This window comes from Streptomyces sp. NPDC018031, assembly GCF_044327625.1.
In the GTDB taxonomy this organism is placed as follows: domain Bacteria; phylum Actinomycetota; class Actinomycetes; order Streptomycetales; family Streptomycetaceae; genus Streptomyces.
In genome coordinates, this window is sequence record NZ_JBIRFT010000020.1 from 92,146 (window position 1) to 115,754 (window position 23,609).

Consider the following 23,609-nt stretch of genomic DNA (forward strand, 5'->3'; position numbering starts at 1 on the left):
CCGTCCCGCGGCACCGTCCCCCGCCCCTCACGACAACGAGAGTCCGCCGCCATGTACGAGCTGTCCCGGGTCCGCCTCTACTCCATCGGGCCCGCCGGTGCGCGCTACGCCGACACCGTGCTGGACCTGCGGGGAGTCGGCGAGCCGGTGCCCAGCCCGGCGCCCGCCCAGGCGGAGTTCTTCGAGGAGGAGCCGGTCGGCCCGCCGCGCCGCCCGGCGCCCGCCGGCGTGCTCTTCCTGGAGAACGGCGGCGGCAAGTCCGTCCTGCTCAAGCTGATCTTCTCGGTGATGCTGCCCGGACACCGCAACACCCTCGGCGGCGCCAGTTCCGGCGTGCTGCGCAAGTTCCTCCTCGCCGACGACTGCGGGCACGTCGCGCTGGAGTGGCAGCACACCGTCACCGGCGAGACGGTCGTGGTCGGCAAGGTCAGCGAGTGGCGCGGGCGCCAGGTCTCCAACGACCCCAGGAAGTTCGCCGAGGCCTGGTACTCCTTCCGGCCCGGCCCCGGCATGAGCCTGGACTCGCTGCCGGTCGCCGAGTCCACCGCGGTACGCAGGACCGCCGAGGGGGTCTCCGGCGCACGGGGCCGCCGCCGCACCATGAAGGGCTTCCGCGACGCCCTCACCGAGGCGGGCAAGGCCTACCCGCACCTGGACGTGGCCTGGGTGGAGATCCACGAGCGGTGGAACGAGCACCTCGGCGAGCTCGGCCTGGACCCCGAACTCTTCCGCTACCAGCGCGAGATGAACGCCGACGAAGGCGAGGCCGCGGGCCTGTTCGCGGTGAAGAACGACTCCGACTTCACCGATCTGCTGCTCCGCGCCGTCACCGACACCCGCGACACCGACGGGCTCGCCGACCTCGTGCACGGCTTCGCGCACAAACTCGGCCGGCGCGCCGAACTGACCGCCGAACGCGACTTCACCGCCGGATCGGTCGACCTGCTGACCCGTATCAGCGAAGCCGCGGACCGCCGCGACCAGGCACGCGACGTACACGCCGGAGCCGAACGCCGCACCCGCACGCTGGCCCGCCGGCTCTCCGCCCGCGGCGCCGAGGAGCGCGCCCGCGCCGCGGAACTGGCGCAGGCCGTCGCGGCCGCCGCGCACGCCGTCACCGAGGCCGAGGAGGCCCGCGGCCGCGCCTCCCTGGTCGCCGCCGAACTCGCCTACCGGCACGCCTCGCTGGCGCTGGCCGCCGCCGAGAAGGGCGCCGCCGCCCAGCGCCGCGAACTCAACGACGCCCGCACCCTGCACTCCGCCTGGCAGGCCGCCGAGACGGTGCTGCGGCACCGGGCCGCCGCCGACCGCTCGGCCCGGGTCTCCGCCGCGATCCGGGAGGCCGAACGGGACGCGGCGCCCGCCCTCGCCGCCCGCGCCGCGGCCGCCGCCGACCTGGTCCGGGCCCTGCACGCCGCGGCCACCGCCGGCGAGCGGCTCGCCGCCGAGGAGGAGGAGCGCTCCGCCGCGCTCCAGCAGGCCGGGGAAGCCGCCCACCGGGACGCCACCGCCGCCGCCACCGGGGCCCAGCGGGCCCGCAGCGAGGCCGACCACCTGCGCCAGCGGCTGGCCGAGGTCGAACAGGAGACCGCCGAGGCGGTGCGCGCCGGATGGCTGGACGACTCCGCCCCGGACGCCGACCCGGCCCGCGCCGCGCTCGCGGCCAGCGACGCCGAGAAGACCGCCGTCGCCGCCTGGGACAGCGCCCGGGAGGCCGCCCGCGGCACCGCCGAACGGGCCCGGGAGGCGGCCGCCGAGCAGAGCCGCGCGGAACTCGCCGCCGCCCGGGCGGCCGACGCCGCGCAGGCCGCCGAGGCGGCCCACGAGGCGGAGCGGCGCGCCGCGGAGTCGCTCGGCGCCGAGCAGCGGCTGGTGGAACTCCTCGGGCTGCCGCAGCCGGCCGCTCCGGCCGCCACCGTGCCCGGCCCGCGCGGCCCGGAGCGGACGGCCGCGCCCGGCCCCGGCCACCCGCAGGACCCGGCGCCCGGGCCGGGCCGCCGCCCGGTCACCGACGGCCCGCTCACCGCCGAGGAGCTGGACCGGAACGCCGACGCGCTGCGCGAACTCCTCGACGACGGCGTCGCCGCCGCCGAACGCCAGCTGTTCGACCTGCGCACCGCGGCCGCCGAGGACTCCCGCATCCTGGGCGCGCTCGGCGACGGGGGACTGCTGCCGCCGGGCCCCGACGTGCTCGCCGCGGTCGAGTACCTCGGCGAGCACGGCATCCCCGCCCTGCCCGGCTGGCGCTACCTCGCCCAGGCGGTGGACCCGGCCGACCACGCCGCGGTGCTCGCCGCCCGGCCCGAACTGGTCGACGGCGTCGTCATCACCGACCCCGACACCCACGCCCGGGCCCGTGAGGTGCTCGGCGGAGCGTCCCTGCTGCCGCGCTCCGCCGTCGCCGTCGGCACCTCCGCCGCGCTGCTCGCGCCCACCCCGGCACCCGGCGCCGAGGACACCTCGGTCTTCCTGGTGCCGCCGAACCCGGCCATGCACGACGAACGGGCCGCCGACGACGAACGCCGGGAGCTGCGGCAGCGCGCCGCCGCCCGTGACGAGGAGATCCGCGCCCTGGCCGCCAGGCTCTCCGGCGACCGGGCCCTGGCCGCCCGGCTCACCGCGTGGCGGCAGGGCTGCCCGCCCGGGCGCCTCGCCGAACTGGCGACCACCGCGGAGCGGGCCGAGGCCGCCGCCGACACCGCCCGGCGGCAGCTCGCCGAGGCCCGCACCGCCCGCGCCGAGGCCGACGAGACGGCCGCCGAGGCGGCCCGGGTCCGGGACGAGCGCCAGGACGCCGCCCAGCGGGCCCGCCGGGCCGCCGACGCGCTGGCCGGGCTCGCCTTCCGGCTGCGCGAACGCGCCGCCTGGCAGAGCCGCTCCCGGGAACTCGCCGACGAGGCCGCAGAATGGGAGGAACGCGCCGCGGCCTGCGTGGACCGGGCCCGCGCCGCGGACGAGGACCGCCGCGCCGCCCAGCGCGCCGCGGACGACGCGCACCGCACCGCCCGGGCCCTGCGCGCCGAGCGGGCCGAGATCGCCGGCGTACCGGACGACCTCGACGAACACACGGCGGACAGCCCGCCGGAGACCTCACTGCCCGCCCTGCGGGAGGCCTACCGGGCGGCCTCCCAGGTGTACGAGAAGGTCGGCGTCGGCGCCGATCTCCGCGCCGAGCAGGCCCGCGCGGAGAGCGACGAGTCCGCCGCGCTCGCCGCCCTGGACCGGCTCACCAACAAGGTCCGCACCCGCGCCGCCCAGCTGCTGGAAGGCACCGACGGCGCGGACGGCCCCTCCCGGCAGGCCGCCGCCGCCCGTGCCGAGTCCCTGGTGCTGATGCTGGAGGGCCGCGCCTCGGCGGCGAGCGAGCAGCTCGGCCGGCTGCGCGGCGAGGCCGAACGGCTGGCGCCCACCGACGGCGAGGCCCACACCGAGCTGCCCGAGGAGCGGGTGCCGGCCGACGCCGAGCAGGCCAAGGAACTGCTGCGCACCGCCAACACCGAGCTGGCGGTCCGCACCGACGCGCTGGAGACCGCCCGCGGCGGCCACGCCGAACTGCTGCGCGCGCACCGCGCGGCCGAGGACGCCGCGGGCGGCTTCGACGAGATCGCCGCCATGCTGCGCGACCTGCTCCGCGACCACCCCGGGCAGCAGGAGACGCAGTCCGACGGGGCGGCCGAGCCCGAGGGCTACCCCGGCTCGCTCGCCGAGGCCCGGCAGGCCGCCGCCGAGGCCCGCCGTTCGCTGCGCGGCTGTGCCGGCGACCTCTCGGCGGCCGACGCGGCGGTGCGGGAGGCGAGCGACGTCCTGGTCCGGCACGCCAACTCCACCCGCTACGAGCAGGTCCGCACCCCCGCCCGCCAGCAGATCCGGGAGCTGCCCGCGGCCTCGCTCCCGGACCACGCGGCGGCCTGGTCCGAGGCGTTCGCCCCGCGGCTGCGGGTGCTCACCGACGAGCTGGCCCAGCTGGAGCGGAACCGCGACAGCATCGTGGACCGGCTGCGCGGCCTGGTCGAGGCGTGCCTGGCCACGCTGCGCTCCGCGCAGCGGCTGTCCCGGCTGCCGGAGGGCCTGGGGGAGTGGTCCGGGCAGGAGTTCCTGCGCATCCGCTTCGAGGACCCCGACCAGGCGACGCTGACCGAGCGACTCGGCGAGGTCATCGACGAGGCGACCCGGTCGGCGGTGCGGAAGAACTCCGACCTGCGCCGGGACGGCATGTCGCTGCTGCTGCGCGGGGTGCAGGCGGCCCTCCAGCCGCGCGGCGTCGCGGTGGAGATCCTCAAGCCGGACGCGGTGCTGCGCGCCGAGCGGGTGCCGGTGGGGCAGATGGGCGACGTGTTCTCCGGTGGGCAGCTGCTGACCGCCGCCATCGCCCTGTACTGCACCATGGCGGCGCTGCGCAGCAACGACCGCGGGCGGGACAAGCAGCGGCACGCCGGCACGCTCTTCCTGGACAACCCCATCGGGCGGGCCAACGCCACCTATCTGCTGGAGCTCCAGCGCGCGGTCGCCGACGCCCTCGGCGTTCAGCTGCTGTACACCACCGGCCTGTTCGACACCACGGCGCTGGCGGAGTTCCCGCTGGTCATCCGGTTGCGCAACGACGCGGACCTGCGGGCGGGGCTGAAGTACATCAGTGTGGAGGAGCATCTGCGGCCCGGACTGCCGGAGCAGGCCCCGGACGCCGAAGCGGTGCACGGCCAGATCACGGCGACCCGGATGTTCCGCCGCCCGGACGGCGGTGGCGACCCGGGCACGCCGGGGGCACGGCCCGGCGCGCCCGCGGAACACCGTCCCGAGGCGTCCGGCAGCGGGCGGGGCTGAGCCACCGGTACCCGCCCCGGCGGCGGCCCGGCCGCTGCCGGGGCGCGGGCCGCCGTCAGGAGCGGGCCGGCAGCAGGGCGAGCCGCTCGGCGACGCCCGGCTGCCGCCCGTACCGCTCGCGCAGCACCCGCTCCAGGACCGCGCGCAGCCGCCGCAACTCCGCCAGCTGGCCGTCCTCCCGGTGCAGGGCGTCGTCGATGGCGATCAGCACCTCGTCCGGTACCAGGCCGACATAGGTGCGCAGCTCGGCCAGGTCCAGCCGGCGGTTGAAGTCGTGCACCGCGTCCCGCCAGTCGTGCAGCAGGGCCGGCAGGTCCGCGGTCGCCGCTTCCCAGAACACCCCCGACACCAGCGCCGCGTCGGTCGCCGACTGGACCAGCCGCGGATAGACCCGGGCCCTGGGCGCGTGCCGGTCCAGTGGGGCGAACCCCTCCCCGTACAGGATCTCGGTGTTCTTCACCAGCTCGTCGGCGAGCGCGACCAGCGCCTGGTCGCGCCGCTCCCGGGCGGCGGCCCGGCGCTCCGCGAAGACCCCGGTGATCGCCGCGACGAGCGCGAACGTCTGGATGGCCGGTTCGTAGCGGCCCTGGGGCGGCGCCACGGTGAACCAGCGGACGCAGATGCCCAGCGCCAGCAGCAGGCAGGCGAAGGTGACCGCGGCGAAGAACGGCCGGCTCAGCCACTCCGGCGGACCGGGCCGAGGCGGCCGGGGGCCGGCCCCGCTCATGCGAAGGGGTTGGGACCGACCGGGTCGCGCGGCGCGCCGGAGGACTGGAGCAGCAGCAGCGTCATCCCGAACACCGGCCGGTCGAAGGCGGTGTTCCCACCGTCGTACGCCTCACCGGCCTTGACCACCTCGGCCTCGGTCAGCATCTTCTCCAGCCCCTGCTGGGTGTACTTGCGGCTCAGGTACAGCCGGATGGTGTCCTGGTCGGGAAAGGGCACCGAGCTGCGGTCCGGCAGGGTGAGCGTCAGCTCCCCGCCGGTCCGGTTGCGGTAGACGACCTTCACCAGCAGGGCGCGGTCGTCCTCGACGGATCCCTCGCAACTCAGGCTGTTCATGTCGATCTGCAGGTCCGTGTACTGCATGAGCGCGCTGGTGACGAACTCCCGGAAGCGCGGGCTGTTCTCGTACTCCTGGGCCGCGGCGAGCGCCGCCGACCCGTCCTGCCCGGCGGTGTTCGCCACCTCCAGCAGGAACCGGTCCTGCGGCCGCAGGACCTTGTCGACCAGCAGCTTCAGCAACTGGGCGTCGCTGTCGAAGTTGGCCAGGGTGTTGCCGAGCAGCGAGTAGAGCACCGGCTCGTCGCCGACCGTGCGGGCGACCAGCGCCCGCAGCCGGTCCAGGTTGCGCGGCAGCGCGAAGTCCAGTTGCACCGGCAGCACCTCCCCGGGCGGCAACCGGAGGTTCTGCAGCGCGGCCCGCTGCCCCAGCCGCAGCATCTCGGCGCTCACGTCGACCGGTATGTAGCAGCCCGGGGTGCCCCGCTCCGCCAGGTGCCGGAGGATGGCCTGGTCCTTCTCACCGGTGCCGGGCCCGAGGCTGACGTGATGCAGCGGCCCGTCGGGCAGGGCGGCGGCCATCCCGTGCCAGCGCCTGCTGAAGGACTCGATGCTCTCCCGCATCACGGGGTAGTAGAGGTCGTTGCAGGCATGCGCCCAGGCGACCGTGGACTCCAGCCCCCAGTAGGAGAAGCCCGAGGTGATCAGCTTGCCGGAGCCGGTGCGGTCGGGCGGCAGCCGCAGCCCGGCGGTGACCTGCGCCAGTTTGGCCGACTGCTCCTCACCCACCAGGCAGACGGTCCAGCGGGTGTCATGAAGGATTTCCGGAATGCGGTGGACCGCCTGGTCCCGTGCTGCCATGCGCGCCTGACCCCCTGTGAGCGTGACCCGGCTCCCGTGCCGTGGCAGGGGAACCGGTGAGCGTGACACCGGGCCCGCGAGCGCGCCGGACGGCCGGCGCGCCGGACCCCGCGGACCTGCGGAACCCGCGGACACACCGCGTCCGCGGACGTACCGAACCTACCCCCGCCACCTGCTCCCCCGGGAGAGCGATCGCGAAGGCTCACCCCAAGGCGGCCGGAAACCGCCTCAGATTCCCGACAGCCGCCGCGGGCGGCGTGATTGGCGTACTTGACGGGCGGAGCTGCTGGGTGCTGAGACCACACCGTGCCGCTGCCGCCACACCTGCCGGGTGACCCAGACGTCCAGCACCCCCCAGGTGGCCGCGACCGTGCTGCCCACCGTGCACAGCACCATCGGGAACGCCAGCCACGATCCGGCGAGCGTGCACAGCACCGCCACCATCGCCTGCACCAGCGTCACCGCCACGATGATGACCGCCCGGACGGCCGCGTCACGCACCGGATCAGGCAGTCTGTACCGGCGGGCCGGTTCCTCGGTCCACAGCGGACGGATCCCCTCCGCCCGTCCGCCGCTTGGGACGCGCGGCGGGATGTCGCGATCCTTGCCCATGGAGTCCTCACCTCTCTCGGTGGCTGCCCCGGTCCACCCGATTCCAAAAGCCGGACATGGGTCCTATTCCCCCCAGTCTCCCTTGTCGAGGCACGAAAGACAGTGGCGGATGGTTCCGGTGGGGAGGGGATATTCAGCCAGACCTGGAACGGAACTCCGCTGGAACGGCGGCCCGGCACGCGCGGCCGGACGGGGGGTAAGTCGGTTCATCACCGGACACATCGTGATCAAGATCGTCCACGCTGGTGCCCGGCCGCCCGGACGTGTCTTCGAGCCGGCCGACTCACGGTAGTAGGCTCACGCCGCTTGTTGTCGGAACTACGCCCCCGTGTTTCGGGGTTGACGTTGGGGAGGCCATGCGCTTTCGCGGGAAATCCATCCGCAGGAAGATCGTGGCGCTGTTGCTGGTGCCGCTCGTCTCACTGACGGCAATCTGGGCGTTCGCTACAGTGATCACCGGTCGTGAGGCGATGCAGCTGCTGGACGCTGCGGACATCGTGGACGATGTCGGGTATCCGGTCGAGGACACCGTGCACGCGATCCAGAAGGAGCGGCGGCAAGCGCTGATCTACCTGGCCGACCCCAGTCAGTCCGACGCCCTCACCGTGCTCCACGCCCGGCAGCAGGAGACCAACCGGGTCGTCGAGAAACTCCGCGGGAACGCCGAGCACGAGGACACGCTCGACAAGATGAGCGGGGACGCCAGGACCCAGCTCAGCACGATCCTGGAGAAGGCCGACGGCCTGGAGAACCTGCGCCGCCAGATCGACGACCGGGGCATCAGCCGCCGCGACGCCTACGACTACTACAACGGCCTCGTCGACCTCTGCTACAACTTCCGCAGCTCCCTGCACGCGGTGCCCAACGCCGACCTGGACAAGCAGGGGCGGGCCCTGGTCGCGATGATCCGCGGCCGGGAGGCACTCGCCCGCGAGGACTCCCTGTACACCGCGGCGCTCACCGCGCAGAAGATCGACGCCGCCACCCTGCGCGCGCTCTCCGACCTGATCGCCGAGCGCAACCTGATCCAGGCCACCAACATGCCGGTGCTGCCCAGCTCCGAGCAGAAGGTCTTCCTCACCTACCGGAAGACCACCGCCGCGCCCGAGGGGCTGCGCCAGGCCGAGGACGCCATCTTCAAGGCCGGGGCGGCGAACGCGCTGAAGGTGATGAACCAGGAGCGCTGGGACAAGGCCGCCAAGCCGGTCCTCAACGACCTCGACACCCTCAACAGCGCCGCCATGGACCGCTTCCAGGACCGCGTCGAGCCCGAGGCCGAGAGCGTCCTGATCCAGGCCGGCGCGGCCGGCATCCTCGGCTTCCTCGCGCTGGCCGCCTCGATCTTCGTGTCCTTCCGCATCGGCCGGGCGCTCATCCGCGACCTGTCGCAGCTGCGCAAGGACGCCCAGGAGGTCGCCACCGTCCGGCTGCCCAGCGTCATGCGCCGCCTCGGCGCCGGGGAGCAGGTCGACATCGAGACCGAGGCCCCCCGGCTGAGCTACGGCAACGACGAGATGGGCCAGGTGGGCCAGGCCCTCAACACCGTGCAGCGCGCCGCGGTCGAGGCCGCAGTGAAGCAGGCCGAACTCCGGCACGGCGTCTCCGAGGTCTTCGTGAACCTCGCCCGCCGCAGCCAGGTGCTGCTGCACCGTCAGCTGACCCTGCTGGACGAGATGGAGCGGCGCACCGAGGACACCGACGAGCTCGCCGACCTGTTCCGCCTGGACCACATGACCACCCGTATGCGGCGGCACGCCGAGGGTCTGGTCATCCTCTCCGGCGCGGCCCCCTCGCGGCAGTGGCGCAAGCCGATCCAGCTGATGGACGTGGTCCGGGCCGCCGTCGCGGAGGTCGAGGACTACGAGCGGATCGAGGTCCGGCGGCTGCCGCGGCTGGCCGTCAACGGCCCCGCCGTCGCCGACCTCACCCACCTCATCGCCGAACTGCTGGAGAACGCCACGGTGTTCTCGCCGCCGCACACCGCGGTGCAGGTGCTCGGCGAGCGGGTCGCCAACGGGTTCACCCTGGAGATCCACGACCGCGGCCTGGGCATGGCGCCGGAGGCGCTGCTGGAGGCGAACCTCCGCCTCGCCGAGACCCCGGACTTCGAACTGTCCGACACCGACCGGCTGGGCCTGTTCGTGGTCAGCCGGCTCGCCCAGCGGCAGGGCGTCAAGGTCTCGCTGCAGCCCTCGCCGTACGGCGGTACCACCGCGGTGCTGCTCATCCCCGGCAAGCTGCTCACCGACGACGGGGAGCCGGACACCGGCGGCTTCGACGAGGACCCGGCCGGCGCGGACGCGGACTCCCGGACCGCCGGCGACGTCCCCTCGCTCTTCCCCGACCACGCGGCACGCAACTCCTCGCTGCTGCTGGACGGGCCGGTCGAACTGGAGGCCCCGGTCTCCTCGGCCTCCCCGTTCGGTCCGAAGCCGGGCCGCGGCCCCGCGCCGGACGCGCTGGAGGACGACGAGGAGGCGGGCGGCCTGTTCCGCAGCCGCGGACTGCCCTCGGCGCCCCCGCCCGCGCCCCAGCCACCGGTCCAGCCGGTCCAGCAGCTGCCCGTCCCCTCGCCCGAGCACCAGCAGGCCCCCGAGGGACCCGCCCCGGCCCTGCCGCGGCCTCCGGCGGGAGGCGCCCCGGACGCCGGGCCGGCACCGCTGCCCCGCCGGGTACCGCCCGTGCTCGTCTCCGACAACGGACGCCGGGTGGGCGGCCCCCGCTCCACCGGCCGCCACGCCGGCCCGCCCCGGGACGAGCGGGAACAGGGCTGGGACCCGCACGCCGCCCAGCCGGCGCCGCCCCCCGCGCGGCCCGCCCAGCCCCAGGGCCGGCACTCGCAGCCGCGCGCCTCGCAGCCGTCCGCTCCGACCTGGGCCACGCCGGCCGCCCAGCCACCGGCGAACGAGGAGCCCACCATGCCCGTGCCAGGAGCCGCGGCGCCCGGTCTGCCCCGGCGCGTCCGGCAGGCGAACCTCGCCCCGCAGCTGAAGAACGACCCCGCCCCGCACGCGGAGGCGGAGCGATACCCTGCCGAGACCGATCCGGAACGCGATGCCGAGCAGGCGCGGGCCACCATGGCCTCGCTCCAACGGGGCTGGCAGCGCGGCCGGCGGCAGACCTCCGACACACTCGGAGGTCAGGAGCAGATAGCACCTGGAACGAACTACGAGGGGGACGGTCGATGACCACACCGAACGCCGCGGCCCGCAACGCAACCGCACGGTCGGGGGAGTTGAACTGGCTGCTCGACGAGCTGGTCGGACGGGTGGGCAGCATCCGCAAGGCGCTGGTGCTGTCCGGGGACGGGCTCCCCACCGGCGGGTCGCGGGACCTGTCGCGCGAGGACGGGGAGCACCTGGCCGCCGTCGCCTCCGGCTTCCACAGCCTCGCCAAGGGCGTCGGGCGCCACTTCGACGTCGGACGGGTGCGCCAGACCATCGTCGAGCTCGACGACGCCTTCCTGTTCGTCACCGCCGCCGGTGACGGCAGCTGCCTGGCCGTGCTCGCCGACGCCGACTCTGACGTCGGCCAGGTCGCGTACGAGATGACGCTCCTGGTCAAGCGCGTGGGCGTGCATCTGGGCACCGCCCCACGCTCCGGCGGGTGACGGAGTGACATGACGGAGGACGCGGAGGGCTGGTTCGACGACGCGGCGGGACCCGTGGTCCGGCCGTACGCCATGACTCGCGGCCGTACCCGCAGCGCCGCCGAGGGAAAGCTCGATCTCATCGCGGTCGTCGTCGCCGACCGTGTGGACAGACGGTCGGTCACCGACCAGACACTATCCCCGGAACACATCGACATCGTCGAACTGAGCCGGGACACCCCCCTGTCCGTCGCTGAGCTGGCCGCCGAACTCGACCTTCCGGTCGGGGTGGTCCGGGTGCTCATCGGCGACCTGCTGCACGCGGCGCTGGTCCGCGTGTCCCGGCCCGTTCCTCCGGCAGAGCTGCCGGACGAGAGGATTCTGCGCGAGGTGATCAATGGTCTACGGGCACTCTGACCGTGACCTGACCCAGGTGGTCGACCCGGTGACACTGAAGATCCTGGTGGCAGGTGGGTTCGGTGCGGGCAAGACGACCATGGTGGGAGCGGTCAGCGAGATCAAGCCGCTGCGAACCGAGGAACTGCTCACCGAGGCGGGGCGGCCGGTCGACGACCTGGCCGGGGTGGAGGGCAAACGCACCACCACCGTCGCCATGGACTTCGGGCGCATCACGCTCCGCGAGGACCTGGTGCTGTACCTGTTCGGTACCCCCGGCCAGGACCGCTTCTGGTTCCTGTGGGACGAGCTGTCCACCGGTGCGCTCGGCGCGGTGGTCCTCGCGGACACCCGCCGGCTCCAGGACTGCTTCGCCGCGGTCGACTACTTCGAGCGGCGGGGCATCGCCTTCACGGTGGCCGTCAACTGCTTCGACGCCGCCCCCCGTTACCCGGAGGAGGCGGTGCGGGACGCACTCGACCTCGACCCGCAGACCCCCGTCATCCTCTGCGACGCACGGCACCGGGACTCCGTCAAGGAGGTGCTCATCTCGGTCGTGGAGCACGCCATGATGGTCTCCGCCGCCCGGCGGTGAACCGGACCGGGTCCCGCGGGGCCCGGTGATGCGGCCCGTACCCGCCCCAGGGTGCGGGCCGGGGTCATCCGCAGGCCGCGTCCGCCACGCCGGCGGGCCCCGGTGCCTCCCCGAGGACCGGCGCCGCCCCCGTGGCAGCCGCCCGCCCCCGGTGCCCGCACCGCACCTCACGGACCGCCGACCCCGGACGCCCCAGCACCCAGCTGGGCCCGCGCAGCGCCTTGGCGGCCTTCTTCAGCGGGGCCAGACAGGCCGCGGCCTGACGGTGGTCGGTGAGGCTGCCCGGCGGGCAGACCACCGTGGCGAGCGACATGGTCACCGGCAGCCCGCCCGCCGACCACGAGGCGTCCAGCACCGCGGTGGCGATCGGGTCCGGGCCCTCGGGGCCGTCCGGATCGGTGAGGACGAGGAAGTCGTCGCCGCCGATGTGCCCCACCCTGGCGGCCCGCCGCCCCGCGGCCGCGTCGGCCAGCGCCCGGCCCACCGACCGGATCAGCTCGTCCCCCGCCGCGAACCCCGCCCCGTCGTTGACCTGCTTGAAACCGTCCACGTCCAGCCAGCTCAGGGCGAACGCCCGCCCGTCGGCGATCCGCCGGTCCACCTCGGTGTTGACCATGTCGGAACCCGGCAGCCGGGTCAGCGGGTTGAGCCGCGCGGCCTCCTCCACTCGGGTCTCCGCCAACGCCCGCACGATGTCGGCCAGATGCACCACTCCCACGCAGCGCCCCGCGCCGTCCACCACCGCCACGTCGTCGGCGGTCCGGGAGCGGGCGTCGGCCGCCACCACGTCCAGCGCCTCCCAGGCGGTGGCGTCGAGGGGCACCGTGCGCGGGCAGTCGGCCAGCCGCACCGCCGGCCGGTCCGCGTACAGCGCGTGGCCGTAGCGCCCGGACAGCGACAGCAGGAACCGGTCGCGGTGCACCGCCCGCACCGGAACGCCGTCCCCGTCGACCAGCACCACCCCGGCGATCCCCGGCGACCCGGTGAGCAGCGCCCGCACCTGGCCGGCGGACACCGACAGCGGAAGCAGCGCGGCGGGCTGCACGAACTGCGCGATCCGCGGCCCGCGCGGGTCCGCCGGGCCGGCCGGGGCGGGCGCCGAGGGACGGTGGACCTCGGTCACCGGGCGGCGCGCGGGTGGCGCGAAGAGGTTGCCCTGCGCCAGCTGCGCGCCGGCCTCGCGCGCCGCGGCGCACTGCCGCTCGGTCTCCACCCCCTCGGCGGCCAGCAGCGCGCCCAGGCCGTCGCACAACTCCCGCATCGCGGCCACCGCCGCCCGCGCGGCCGCGTCCCGGGGCACCTCCGCCACCAGCGACGGGTCCAGTTTCACCAGGTCGGGGGCGAGCCGGGTGAGCAGCCTCAGCGGTACGTCACCATCGCCCACCCCGTCCGCGCAGACCCGGTACCCCAGCTCGCGCAGCGTGCGCACCCCCGCCAGCAGATCCGCCTGCGGCACCGGAGCGTACGGCGGCCCCAGGTCGATGGTGATCTCCCAGGGACTGCGCCCCGCCTCCCGCACCGCCCGGCCCAGGGCGGCCAGCCGCGGCGCGGCGGCCACGGTGGAGGCGAAGAGGTTCACATGCAGCGGCAGCAGGACCCGGTCGCGCCCCGCGGCGCGCACCGCCATCCCGGCCAGTTCGGTGTCGACCCGCGGATCGAGCCGCGCGGCGGCCAGCACCTCGCCGGTTTCCGGACGCGCCAGTATCTCCAGCGCCGTGACCGAGGCGGTCGAGAGGTTCACGACAGGCTGGTAGGCGAATCCGATGTCGTCCGTCCTGGAGGTCACGGCAGTCAGAATGGCGTGTACTCGACGGTGCGGGAGCGTGGTTCACGCGGAGTTCACGCGCCTTTCCGGAGTGCGCACGGACACCGCGCGCCCCCGTCCCCGAGCCACCGGCCGGAAAGCGCAACCATCCCGGCGAACGCTGCGTCCAGATGAAGTGACCGGCCGGACGGGGCTTACGGGGGTGGCTCCATCCGGCCGGTCACCGCAGGTCGTGCGGGGTGCCGCCGGCCGGTCGGCGGCTAGTGGCGGGCGAGTGACCGCCGGGAGACCGGGAAGTCGAAGTAGGTGTCCGGGAACGGCTCCGGCCGGTAGGTGTAGTGCCACCACTCCTCCGCCAGATTGACGAACCCCACCTTCTCCAGGGTCTCCTTCAGCAGCGTCCGGTTCGCCCGCTGCTCACCCCGGATGCGGGGGTCGAGGGTGTGGGACAGCGTGTCGAAGCAGTCGAAACCGGTCCCCATGTCCACCGAGTTGTCGGGGAACCGCCGCTCCTGCGGCTCGTAGCAGCGCACCAGCGGCTCACCCGGCACATACGGGCGGGTCGGTACCACCGGCAGCTTCACGATCGTCACGTCCGTGGTGCTGCCCCGGCTGTGCCCCGACTTCTCCGCGATGTACCCGTCCAGGAACAGCCGGGACTTGTCCACGTCCGGGTAGAACTCCTCCTTCATGACCTGGTCGTCCAGGTCCCGGGCCCAGGCGACGAAGTGGTCGACCGCGCGCTGCGGCCGGTAGCAGTCGTACACCTTGAGGGTGTAGCCGCGCCGCAGCAGGGTGCGCTGCGCGGTGCGCAGGGCCTCCGCGGCCGGCCGGGTCAGCAGGCAGACCGGCTCCCGGTACCCGTCGATCGGACGGCCGGTGAAGTTGTGCGGGGTGAGGTAGCGGATCTCCTGCACGATGGTCGGGTCCACGGCGCTGAGGGCGACGAACTCCCGCGGTGCCTTCGGTTCCGGCCGCGCCTGGGCCGGGGCGGGCGCGGCCACCGCGGTGAGCAGAGCGGCGACGGGCAGGACGAGCGCGCGGAGCGCGGCGGCGAGACGTGACATGACCCTCTCACGTACCAGTCCTCGGTGCGCACGACAAGACCGCTCCCGCCCCGGGGCGGGAGCGGCGGTCCGGGCCGCGGCCGGCCTACCCGCCGCGCACCCGCACCCGGAAGCCGACCTCGTCCGCCCCCTCCTGCTCCACCACCAGCCGCCCCTCCCGCAGCCGGGTGGTGAACCGCGCCACCGACGGCTGGTCCCCGCCGTCGCCCGGATCGGTGATCAGCAGCCCGCCCCCGCTGCGCCCCGGCGCGGGCGGCCACACCTCCAGTTCCACCGCGCCGTCCGCGCCCACCACCGGCAGCACCGAACCGGCCCGCGCCAGCACCGCGGGGTGCGCCGTCGGAGCGGCCACCCGCACCCGGCCGGGCCCCTCGTGGACCCGCCCGCTCGCCGTCTCGTACCACCGTCCGCGCGGCAGCGGCACCGACCGCTCCCGCACCCCCTCGGCCAGCGCCGGGGCGACCAGCAGCGAATCGCCCAGCAGGAACGCGTCCTCGCAGTCGCGCAGCGCGCGGTCCTGCGGCTGCCGCCACCACACCGGCCGCACGTAGGGGGCGCCGGACCGCCGCGCCACATGCGCCAGGGTGAGGAAGTACGGCATCAGCCGCTGCCGCTCCCGCAGCGCCGCCGCGGCGTGCGCCAGCACCTCGGGGCCGAACTCCCACGGCTCCCGCCGCCCGCCCCCCGGCTCCGCCCGGGTCCGGAACAGCGGGAGATACGCCGCCAGCTGGAACCAGCGCAGGTACAGCTCGGGGGAGGGGACGCCACCGGTGCCGCCGACGTCCGGCCCCGAGTACGGCACCCCGCACAACCCGAGCCCCAGCACCGAGGAGAGCGAGGCCCGCAGCCCGGGCCAGCCGGTGGCCACCTCACCGGACCAGCTGCCCCCGTACCGCTGCAACCCGGCCCAGCCGGACCGGGACAGCAGGAACGGGCGGGCCGCGGGACGGTGCTCGCGCAGCGCCTCGTACCCGGCGCGGGCCATCGCCAGCGCGTACAGGTTGTGCGCCGCACGGTGGTCGCCGCCCCGGCCCTCCAGGTCGTGCCGGGCCGAGCGGGGCAGGGTCCGCTCGCCGAAGGCCACCGACGACACCGGTTCGCACCGGTCGTGGCAGACCCCGGAGAAGCCCTGCGCCAGCAGCTCCGGGTACAGCCCGCCCCACCACTTGCGCACCCTCGGGTCGGTGAAGTCCGGGAACACCGCCTCGCCCGGCCGGCCCATCCCGCGCACCACCCGCCCCCGGGCGTCGCGCACGAACACGTCCTCCCGCGTCCCGCCGTCGTACACGGCGCCGCCCGGCTGCGCCCCCACCGCCGGGTCGACGCTCGACACCAGCCGCACCCCGTCCGCCCGCAACCGGGCGGCCAGCCCCGGCAGGTCGGGGAACCGGCCGGTGTCGACGGTGAACGGCCGGTGCCCCTGGCGGACGTCGAGGTCCAGGTGGAGCCCGGACAGCGGGAGGTCGCGCTCCCGGTAGCCCGCCACCACCCGCCGCACCTCCGCCTCGTCGCCGAACCCGGACCCGCCGTGGTGGTGGCCCAGCGCCCAGGGCGGCGGCAGCACCGGGGCGCCGGTGAGCGCCGTCCAGCCGTGCAGCACCCGGGCCGGGGTGCCCACGATCACCCAGTAGCGCAGCGGACCGCCGTCCATCCGCAGCCCGCACCGCCCGGGCCGGTCGTGCCCCGACCCGTTGCCCTCCTCGCCCTCGGCCAGGGTGACCGTGCCGTCCCAGGAGTTGTCGTGGAACACCAGGTGGGTGCCCGCGTCCGCGACCACCAGCTGCACCGGCATGGTCAGGTGCAGCGGGTCGTCCCCGGGCCCGAAGCCACCCTCGGGCCCGGTGTTCCACAGCCGGTACGAGCCGTCCCGCAGCCGGGGCCCCGCGGACCGGCCGCCCAGCCCGAAGAACCGGGCGTCCGCGGGGACCTCCGACCGCTGCATCCACCGCGCGCCGGCCATCTCACCCGCCGGACCGCCGGGCCCGGGGGCCGGGACGGACCGGTCGCCGGACGGCTCCCACCAGCGCGGCGGCAGGTCCCGGCGCAGCACCACCCCGCCGGGGGTGCGCACCTCCACCGCCCCCAGCCGGGAGACGGCGACCGTCACCCGCTCGGAGACCACCCGCCAGCCGCCGTCGGTGTCCGGCTCCAGCACCGCCCGCTCGTCCACCTCCGGACACGGGCCCGCGAGCGCGTACGACGGCTCGGGACCGGCGCCGTCCCAGCCGCAGAACACCGCGCCCCCCGCGGCCACCCGCACCCGCAACGAGGACCGCGTGAACCGGACCACCCCGCCGCCCGGCTGGGGGTCGGCGCCCTGGGCCGGCCCCGGTACCCGGGCGCGCTCCGTGCCCCGCGGCGGCAGCGCGGCCACGTCGGCCCGGCGGCGCCGCCAGGCCGACCGCACCGACCGCAGCCCCCGAGCCGAACCGACCACCCTCACCGACCGCACCAGGTCCCGCGCATCCATGCTGCTCAGCCTGCCATCGCCGGACCGCGGAACGGGCCGCGTTCAACTGCCGTTCACCCATGGTCCGCCCACATCGTGTGATTCCCGTCTGTGGGGTGGCGGCCCTGGTGCGCGGGGTGATCGCATGGCATCGTCTGCTGAGCCGCGTCACGCGCACACCCTTCGCGTGCGCGTGCGACGCACACGACGCGTACAGCCCCGGGAGCCGATGATGACGACCGAACCGCAGCCCGCCACCCAGCCGGAACCCCTGTGGCGGCCCGGCGACGACCGGATCGCCGGCGCCCAGCTCACCCGGTTCCAGAAGTGGGCGGCCGAGCGGTACGGCGCGCCCGCCGCGATCCCCGGTGACCCGGTGGCCGGCTACGCCGCCCTGCACCGCTGGTCCGTCGAGGAGCTGGAGCGGTTCTGGCAGGCGGTCGCCGAGTGGTTCGACGTCCGCTTCGGCACGCCGTACCGGTCCGTTCTCGGTGACTCCGGGATGCCGGGCGCGACCTGGTTCCCCGGCGCCACCCTCAACTACGCCGAGCACGCGCTGCGCGCCGCCGAGGATCCCGCGCGCGCCACCGAGCCGGCCCTGCTGTACGTGGACGAGACCCATGAGCCGCGGCCGGTCGGCTGGGCCGAGCTGCGGGACCAGGTGGGCTCGGTGGCCGCCGCCCTGCGCCGGCTCGGGGTGCGGCCCGGCGACCGGGTCAGCGGCTACCTCCCCAACATCCCGCAGGCCACCGTCGCCCTGCTGGCCACCGCCGCCGTCGGCGCGGTGTGGACCTCCTGCGCGCCGGACTTCGGCGCCCGCAGCGTGCTGGACCGCTTCCAGCAGGTCGAGCCGGTCGTGCTGTTCACCGTCGACGGCTACCGCTACGGCGGCAAGGAGCACGACCGCACGGACACGGTGGCCGAACTCCGCCGCGAGCTGCCCACGCTCCGCGCCGTGGTGCACATCCCGCTGCTCGGCACCCCGGCGCCCGAGGGAGCGCTGGAGTGGGACGCGGTGGCGGGCGAGGCGACGGTGCCGGTGTTCGAGCAGGTGCCCTTCGACCACCCGCTGTGGGTGCTGTACTCCTCCGGCACCACCGGGCTGCCCAAGGCGATCGTCCAGTCCCAGGGCGGCATCCTCCTGGAGCACCTGAAGCAGCTCGGCCTCCACACCGACCTCGGCCCGGACGACCGGTTCTTCTGGTACACCTCGACCGGCTGGATGATGTGGAACTTCCTCGTCTCCGGCCTGCTGGTCGGCTCCACCGTGGTGCTCTACGACGGCAGCCCCGGCCATCCGGACACCGGGGCCCAGTGGCGGGTGGCCGAACGCACCGGCACCACCTTCTACGGGACCTCCGCCGCGTACATCATGGCCTGCCGCAAGAAGGGCGTGCGGCCCGCCCGCGACTTCGACCTCTCCCGGGTCACCTGCGTCGCCACCACCGGATCCCCGCTGCCTCCGGACGGCTTCCGCTGGATCCACGACGAGGTGGCCGAGGACATGTGGATCGCCTCGGTCAGCGGCGGCACCGACGTGTGCAGCTGCTTCGCCGGCGCGGTGCCCACCCTGCCGGTGTACATCGGCGAGCTGCAGGCGCCCGGTCTCGGCACCGACCTGCAGGCCTGGGACCCGCACGGCAAGCCGGTCACCGACGAGGTGGGCGAGCTGGTGGTCACCCGCCCGATGCCCTCCATGCCGATCCACTTCTGGAACGACCCGGACGGCAGCCGCTACCGGGACAGCTACTTCGAGATGTTCCCGGGCGTCTGGCGGCACGGCGACTGGATCACGCTCACCTCGCGCGGCAGCGTGGTCATCCACGGCCGGTCGGACTCCACGCTCAACCGGCAGGGCGTCCGGATGGGTTCCGCCGACATCTACGAGGCGGTCGAACGGCTCCCGGAGATCCGCGAGTCCCTGGTGCTGGGCGTGGAACAGCCCGACGGCGGCTACTGGATGCCGCTCTTCGTCCACCTCGCCGAGGGCGCGGTGCTGGACGACGCGCTGCGGGACCGGATCAAGCACACCATCCGCGAACAACTCTCGCCGCGGCACGTGCCGGACGAGGTGATCGAGGTGCCCGGGGTGCCGCACACCCTCACCGGCAAGCGCATCGAGGTCCCGGTCAAGCGGCTGATGCAGGGCACCGCACTGGACAAGGCGGTCAATCCGGGCTCGGTCGACAACCTCGAACTGCTCCGCTTCTACGAGCGCATCGCCCGGGAGCGCGGCGGGCGCTGACGGTCCGGCCCCGGCCGCCGGAGCCGCCCGCGGGCCCGTCCGCCCGCCGGGCAGGGCCTGGTCCCGCCGGCCCCGGCCGGGGAGCCGCGGCCGCCCGCGCCGGTCCGGCCGGCCTCCGGCGCCGGGGGCCCGCCGGCCGACCTGCCGCCGGGCGTGCCGATCCCGGCCGGGTCACCCGGCCCGCGCCGACACCGGCCGGGCAACCGCGGCCGGGCCTCGCCGGCCCCCGGGCGACCGTCGCCGGGCGCGCCGCCGGAGCGGGCCCGGCGACGGCGTCCGGTGCGCCGGTCCCGGGGCGCCCGGCACCGGCTCACCCCCCGTACGTCGCCTGTGACTCCGCCAGTACCGCGGCGAAGTCCGCCGCCAGCCGAGCCCCGTCCTCCGGCGGCAGCTCCGCGGTGGTGATCCGCACCCCGGGGGGCGCGGCGAGCCGGAAGCGCGCTCCGGCGGCCACCCACCAGCCCCGCGTCCGCAACCCGTTGACCGCCGCCGCCTCGTCGCGCACCGGCACCCACACGTTCAGCCCGCTCGCCCCGTGCGCGTCCACCCCGTACCCGGCCAGCGCGGCCACCAGCGCCGACCGCCGCTCCGCGTAGGCGTCGCGCGCCCGGCGCACCAGGTCGTGCGTCGCCGGATCGGTCATCAGCCGGGTCACCGTCTCCTGGAGCACATGGCTCACCCAGCCCGAGGTGAGCAGCAGCCGTCCGTCGTGCCGGGCGAGCGTGGCGGCGTCGCAGGCGACCGCGGCCCACCGCAGGTCCGTCCCGAGGTACTTGGTGACGGTGCGCACCTGGGCCCAGCGCGGCAGCCCGGCGGAGGTCAGGGTGTGCAGCGGGGCCCCGGCGATGTCCGCCGCGTGGTCGTTCTCGATGACCAGCACCTCCGGCGCCGCCGCCACCACCTCCGCCAGCGCGTCGCGGCGGGCGCGGGAGAAGCAGCCGCCGTACGGGTTCTGCGACCGCGGGCTGCAGATCACCGCCCGGGCACCGGCCTTCAGTGCGCCGCGCAGCGCCTCCGGCCGCATGCCCTCGTCGTCGACCGCCACCGGCACACTGCGCAGCCCGAGGGCCGCGACCAGGTCCAGCAGGTGGTGGTAGCCGGGGTCCTCCATCGCCACCGGGTCGCCCGGCCGCAGCTCGACCGAGAGCAGCCGTGCCGCGCAGTCCAGTGCGCCGTGCGCGAAGGTGACGTGGTCCGCCGGGACGCCGTCGGCCTCGAACCAGTCCCGGGCGAGCTGCTCCAGCGGCGCCATGCGGGGCGAGGCCCGGTGGGAACGCGCGCCGGGGGAGAGGCGGGCCGGCGGCAGCAGGGCGGGCAGGAACCCCGCGTCGGGGTGGCCGCCGGCCAGGTCGCGCACGCCCTCCGGCACCACCGGCGGCCGGCGCGAGGCGATCGCCGGCGCCGCGGCGACGACCGTGCCGCCCCGGCCGTGGGTGACCACGATGCCGCGCCTGCGCAGCTCCTTGTACGTCGCCGCGACGGTGCCGGGGCTCACCCCCAGCCGCTCGGCGAGCCGGCGCACCGGCGGCAGCAGGGTGCCCGGCGGCAGACCGCCCTCGGCCACCCCGCGCTCGACGGACGCGGCGATCCCCTTGGCGTTCGTACCGGTGATCTCATATTGTATCGCCACAGAGAACAGAATGTATCAATACAAAATTGATGTCAAGGGGGAACTCTGGTGCGCCGGCTTCTCGGACCCACCGCGCTCCGCGATCGCGTCCCCGGCGGCCCCGACGGCCGCCGCATGCTCGCCGTCACCCTCGTCGACCGGATCGGCTCCGGCCTGTGGGCGGCGACCGCGGTCCTGTACTTCACCTACGTCGCCGATCTCGGCACCGCCGAGATCGGCCTGATGCTCGGCGTCTCGGGCGCCGTCGGCATCGCCGGCCCGCCGCTGGGCGGACACCTCGCCGACCGCCTGCCGCTGCGCCCCCTGCTGGTCACCGTGCAGGCCGTGCGCGCCGCCGCCGCACTGGCCCTGCTCACCACCACCGACCTGTGGCCGCTCATCGCGATCACCGCGGTCGGCAGTCTGGGCGACCGGGCCGCGTCGGTCCTCACCAAGCTCTACGCGACCCGGGTCGCCGGCCCCGAACGCGCCCGCTACCAGGCCGTCAACCGCACCGTCGCCAACCTGGGCTGGGCCGTCGGCGGCCTCGCCGCCGCGGCCGCCCTCACCGTCGGCACCACGACCGTCTACCGCTGCCTGCTCGTCGGCGACGGCCTCTCCTTCGTCCTCGCCGCGCTGCTCACCCTCCGCTGCCACGAACCCCCGTCCGCCGCCCGCGTCGTCGCCGCCGGCCCCCGCCCCGCCGCCGGAACCACCCCGGACGGGCCCGTCGCCACCCCGGCGGCCGAAGGACGGCCGGCCCCCGCAACCGGCGCCGAACCCGCGCCGGTCCGGCGCACCACCCCCTGGCGCGACCGCCCCTATCTGCTCTACACCGCCACCGACGCCGTCCTCTGCCTCGACGACTCCGTCTTCAAGGTCGGACTGCCGCTGTGGACCGTCACCGCCACCACCGCCCCGCACGGCCTGGCCCCCCTGCTGCTCGTCCTCAACAACGTCCTCGTGGTGCTCCTCCAGGTGCCGTTCGCCCGCTTCGGCACCACCCCCGCCGCCGCCCGGCGGGCCCTGCTCCCGCTCGGTGCGGTCTGCCTCGCCGGCGCCCTCGCGCTCGCCGCGTCCGCCGCCGAACCCGTGTGGCTCGCCTGCACCGCGCTGATCCTCGCGGCCACCGCCTTCACCCTCGCCGAGATCCTGCACGCGGCCATCTCCTGGGAACTCTCCGTGTCCCTGGCACCCGCCGAGGCACAGGGCGCGTACCTCGGCGTCCACAGCCTCAGCCAGGCGGTGCAGCGCAGCGCCGGCCCGCTCGCCGTCACCGGGGCCATCGCGGTCGGACCGGTCGGCTGGCTCGGCCTCGGCGGAGCCCTCGCGGCGACCTGCCTGGCCCAGCACCGCCTGGTGCGCGGCCGGACCGGCCCGGCGTTGTCAGACCCCCCGGTTACTGTGAGTGAGCATCGATCACCCACGCACTGAGGGGGAAACATGGCACCCATCGACGACCGCGGGGAGCGGCGGCGGGGGAACCGGCGCGGCACCCGGCACGCGCTCCGCCGCGAGGTGCCCAGCACCGTGGCACTGCTCGCCGCCGAGGAGGACTTCGCGGCCATGCGCCGGTACACCTCGTTCGCCTTCGACGACCATCCGAGCTATCTGCGGCAGGTCGAAGGGCTCTTACGGGAGCTCGCCACGCACGAGGTGCACACCACCGTCGCGCTCTTCGACCCGGCCGAGTACGCGCGGTACTGCGCGGACACCCGGATCGACCCCGACTCGGCGGGCAGCCGAACCCGGTACGTCGCCGAGGTCGCCGCCGGCGGCGGCACCGTGACCTATGCGGGCCAGCCCGTCGGCGAACTGCTCCCGGAACTGCTGGACGCGGTCACCCGCCGGGCCGCCTTCGACGCCGCGACCGAACTGCTGGTCCGCGCCGGTGACTGCCCCGACTGCGGGACGGACCTCGGCGACGCGGCCTTCCGCCAGGCCGGTGAACTGCTCCGCGGGCTGCTGGAGGCGGCCGGGCCGGGGGAGCAGCATCTGGTGTGCAGCGTGCCCGCCCGGTCCACCTCGCTGCTCGCCGCCCTCTCCGCCACGGTGCCCCGCACCCCGGCCGGCGCCGCCGGGACACCGCGGCTGGGCGAGTCGGACGCCCTGGTGTTCAGCACCGTGCTGGCCGCCGGCATCGCGACCGGCAGCCCCGCCGGCGTGGTGCTGCGGACCAGCGTCGACGGCCTGCCGGACACCGTCCGCGGCTGGGCCCTGGACGACGGGTGGCTGCGACCGCTCAGCGAGGCCGAGGTCTTCGCCGCCTACTGCACCGACGCCCTGACCGGGGAACCCGTCCCACCCGAGCCCGGCGTGGACTACCGCGCCGGCTTCCCGCTGAGGCGGCCGGGAGCGGAGTGACACCGCGCCCCCACGGCGGCCGGCACCCGCCGCGTTCCGGCCGGAGCCCGCGGACCCTCCGGCCGGCCCGCCGGGTTGCCCGGCCGCCGGGTCATTCGCCGGAGAGGACGGCTTGGGCGGCGGTGCGGGCTTCGTCGGAGGTGTCGGTGGCGCGGGCGGCGGTGGCGGCGCGTTGGCACTGGGCGAGGGTGTGTTGGGCGAGGGTGGCGCGGACGTAGGGGATGGCGGTGGCGC

The 23,609-nt window shown here is 75.4% G+C and carries 15 protein-coding genes and 1 pseudogene; 8 read left to right on the forward strand and 8 right to left on the reverse strand.

Annotation, left to right across the window (positions count from 1 at the left end):
- Positions 1–51 precede the first annotated feature (51 nt).
- Complete coding sequence (locus ACH4B3_RS30080; protein ID WP_398468166.1) at positions 52–4,821, forward strand: hypothetical protein; 4,770 nt, start codon at positions 52–54, stop codon at positions 4,819–4,821.
- A 55-nt stretch (positions 4,822–4,876) separates the two neighbouring features.
- Here the strand turns inward: ACH4B3_RS30080 and ACH4B3_RS30085 are convergent, their stop codons facing one another.
- The 3 genes from ACH4B3_RS30085 to ACH4B3_RS30095 all read right to left on the reverse strand — a co-directional run bounded on the left by ACH4B3_RS30085 (position 4,877) and on the right by ACH4B3_RS30095 (position 7,296).
- Positions 4,877–5,548: a hypothetical protein gene (locus tag ACH4B3_RS30085; RefSeq protein ID WP_398468168.1), complete on the reverse strand. Its 672-nt coding sequence runs from the start codon at positions 5,546–5,548 to the stop codon at positions 4,877–4,879.
- Complete coding sequence (locus ACH4B3_RS30090) at positions 5,545–6,684, reverse strand: L-histidine N(alpha)-methyltransferase (RefSeq protein WP_398468170.1); 1,140 nt, start codon at positions 6,682–6,684, stop codon at positions 5,545–5,547. Before ACH4B3_RS30090 ends, ACH4B3_RS30085 begins: the two co-directional genes overlap by 4 nt.
- Positions 6,685–6,912: 228 nt before the next feature.
- Positions 6,913–7,296, reverse strand: coding sequence for a hypothetical protein (locus tag ACH4B3_RS30095; protein ID WP_398468172.1), 384 nt, complete (start codon positions 7,294–7,296; stop codon positions 6,913–6,915).
- Between the two features lie 356 nt (positions 7,297–7,652).
- On the opposite strand from ACH4B3_RS30095, the gene ACH4B3_RS30100 reads away from it, so the two are divergent.
- From ACH4B3_RS30100 to ACH4B3_RS30115, 4 genes are read left to right on the forward strand one after another with little or no spacing between them, the layout of a single operon-like run.
- Positions 7,653–10,484: a nitrate- and nitrite sensing domain-containing protein gene (locus ACH4B3_RS30100; protein WP_398468174.1), complete on the forward strand. Its 2,832-nt coding sequence runs from the start codon at positions 7,653–7,655 to the stop codon at positions 10,482–10,484.
- Positions 10,481–10,906, forward strand: coding sequence for a roadblock/LC7 domain-containing protein (locus tag ACH4B3_RS30105; protein WP_398468175.1), 426 nt, complete (start codon positions 10,481–10,483; stop codon positions 10,904–10,906). Before ACH4B3_RS30100 ends, ACH4B3_RS30105 begins: the two co-directional genes overlap by 4 nt.
- Positions 10,907–10,915: 9 nt before the next feature.
- Complete coding sequence (locus ACH4B3_RS30110; RefSeq protein ID WP_398468177.1) at positions 10,916–11,302, forward strand: DUF742 domain-containing protein; 387 nt, start codon at positions 10,916–10,918, stop codon at positions 11,300–11,302.
- Positions 11,283–11,876 carry a GTP-binding protein gene (locus ACH4B3_RS30115; protein WP_398468179.1) on the forward strand — a complete coding sequence of 198 codons (594 nt, stop codon included), beginning with the start codon at positions 11,283–11,285 and terminating at the stop codon, positions 11,874–11,876. Before ACH4B3_RS30110 ends, ACH4B3_RS30115 begins: the two co-directional genes overlap by 20 nt.
- 64 nt (positions 11,877–11,940) lie before the next feature.
- Here ACH4B3_RS30115 and ACH4B3_RS30120 read toward each other — a convergent pair whose 3' ends face one another.
- The 3 genes from ACH4B3_RS30120 to ACH4B3_RS30130 form a co-directional block, all read right to left on the reverse strand.
- On the reverse strand, positions 11,941–13,662 hold the full coding sequence (locus ACH4B3_RS30120) for a GGDEF domain-containing protein (protein WP_398468181.1): 1,722 nt from the start codon (positions 13,660–13,662) through the stop codon (positions 11,941–11,943).
- 239 nt (positions 13,663–13,901) lie between these two features.
- The gene (locus tag ACH4B3_RS30125) at positions 13,902–14,708 is read right to left on the reverse strand and encodes a M15 family metallopeptidase (protein ID WP_398468183.1); all 807 of its coding nucleotides are present in this window, start codon (positions 14,706–14,708) and stop codon (positions 13,902–13,904) included.
- An 85-nt stretch (positions 14,709–14,793) separates the two neighbouring features.
- A complete protein-coding gene (locus tag ACH4B3_RS30130; RefSeq protein ID WP_398468185.1) occupies positions 14,794–17,178 on the reverse strand; it encodes a glycoside hydrolase family 31 protein in 2,385 nt (794 codons plus the stop codon).
- A gap of 211 nt (positions 17,179–17,389) precedes the next feature.
- Here ACH4B3_RS30130 and ACH4B3_RS30135 point away from each other — a divergent pair, with 211 nt between their 5' ends.
- Positions 17,390–19,402, forward strand: a complete 2,013-nt coding sequence (locus ACH4B3_RS30135; protein ID WP_398468186.1) for an acetoacetate--CoA ligase — start codon at positions 17,390–17,392, stop codon at positions 19,400–19,402.
- Between the two features lie 310 nt (positions 19,403–19,712).
- Here ACH4B3_RS30135 and ACH4B3_RS30140 read toward each other — a convergent pair whose 3' ends face one another.
- Complete coding sequence (locus ACH4B3_RS30140) at positions 19,713–21,032, reverse strand: aminotransferase class I/II-fold pyridoxal phosphate-dependent enzyme (protein WP_398468188.1); 1,320 nt, start codon at positions 21,030–21,032, stop codon at positions 19,713–19,715.
- A 48-nt stretch (positions 21,033–21,080) separates the two neighbouring features.
- On the opposite strand from ACH4B3_RS30140, the gene ACH4B3_RS30145 reads away from it, so the two are divergent.
- Both ACH4B3_RS30145 and ACH4B3_RS30150 read left to right on the forward strand, forming a co-directional pair.
- A complete protein-coding gene (locus ACH4B3_RS30145; protein WP_398468190.1) occupies positions 21,081–22,445 on the forward strand; it encodes an MFS transporter in 1,365 nt (454 codons plus the stop codon).
- A gap of 9 nt (positions 22,446–22,454) precedes the next feature.
- Entirely contained in the window at positions 22,455–23,375 is a 921-nt protein-coding gene (locus ACH4B3_RS30150) for a hypothetical protein (RefSeq protein ID WP_398468192.1), read from the forward strand.
- A 91-nt stretch (positions 23,376–23,466) separates the two neighbouring features.
- On the opposite strand, the pseudogene ACH4B3_RS30155 reads toward ACH4B3_RS30150, so the two are convergent.
- Positions 23,467–23,609 (reverse strand): annotated as a pseudogene (locus tag ACH4B3_RS30155) (phosphoenolpyruvate--protein phosphotransferase); the annotation flags it as partial.

Bases quoted from the DNA above. Each gene is read 5' to 3' on its own strand.
- ACH4B3_RS30080 (WP_398468166.1), top strand. From the start codon at position 52: ATGTACGAGCTGTCCCGGGTCCGCCTCTACTCCATCGGGCCCGCCGGT.
- ACH4B3_RS30085 (WP_398468168.1), bottom strand. From the start codon at position 5,548: ATGAGCGGGGCCGGCCCCCGGCCGCCTCGGCCCGGTCCGCCGGAGTGG.
- ACH4B3_RS30090 (WP_398468170.1), bottom strand. From the start codon at position 6,684: ATGGCAGCACGGGACCAGGCGGTCCACCGCATTCCGGAAATCCTTCAT.
- ACH4B3_RS30095 (WP_398468172.1), bottom strand. From the start codon at position 7,296: ATGGGCAAGGATCGCGACATCCCGCCGCGCGTCCCAAGCGGCGGACGG.
- ACH4B3_RS30100 (WP_398468174.1), top strand. From the start codon at position 7,653: ATGCGCTTTCGCGGGAAATCCATCCGCAGGAAGATCGTGGCGCTGTTG.
- ACH4B3_RS30105 (WP_398468175.1), top strand. From the start codon at position 10,481: ATGACCACACCGAACGCCGCGGCCCGCAACGCAACCGCACGGTCGGGG.
- ACH4B3_RS30110 (WP_398468177.1), top strand. From the start codon at position 10,916: ATGACGGAGGACGCGGAGGGCTGGTTCGACGACGCGGCGGGACCCGTG.
- ACH4B3_RS30115 (WP_398468179.1), top strand. From the start codon at position 11,283: ATGGTCTACGGGCACTCTGACCGTGACCTGACCCAGGTGGTCGACCCG.
- ACH4B3_RS30125 (WP_398468183.1), bottom strand. From the start codon at position 14,708: ATGTCACGTCTCGCCGCCGCGCTCCGCGCGCTCGTCCTGCCCGTCGCC.
- ACH4B3_RS30130 (WP_398468185.1), bottom strand. From the start codon at position 17,178: ATGGATGCGCGGGACCTGGTGCGGTCGGTGAGGGTGGTCGGTTCGGCT.
- ACH4B3_RS30135 (WP_398468186.1), top strand. From the start codon at position 17,390: ATGACGACCGAACCGCAGCCCGCCACCCAGCCGGAACCCCTGTGGCGG.
- ACH4B3_RS30150 (WP_398468192.1), top strand. From the start codon at position 22,455: ATGGCACCCATCGACGACCGCGGGGAGCGGCGGCGGGGGAACCGGCGC.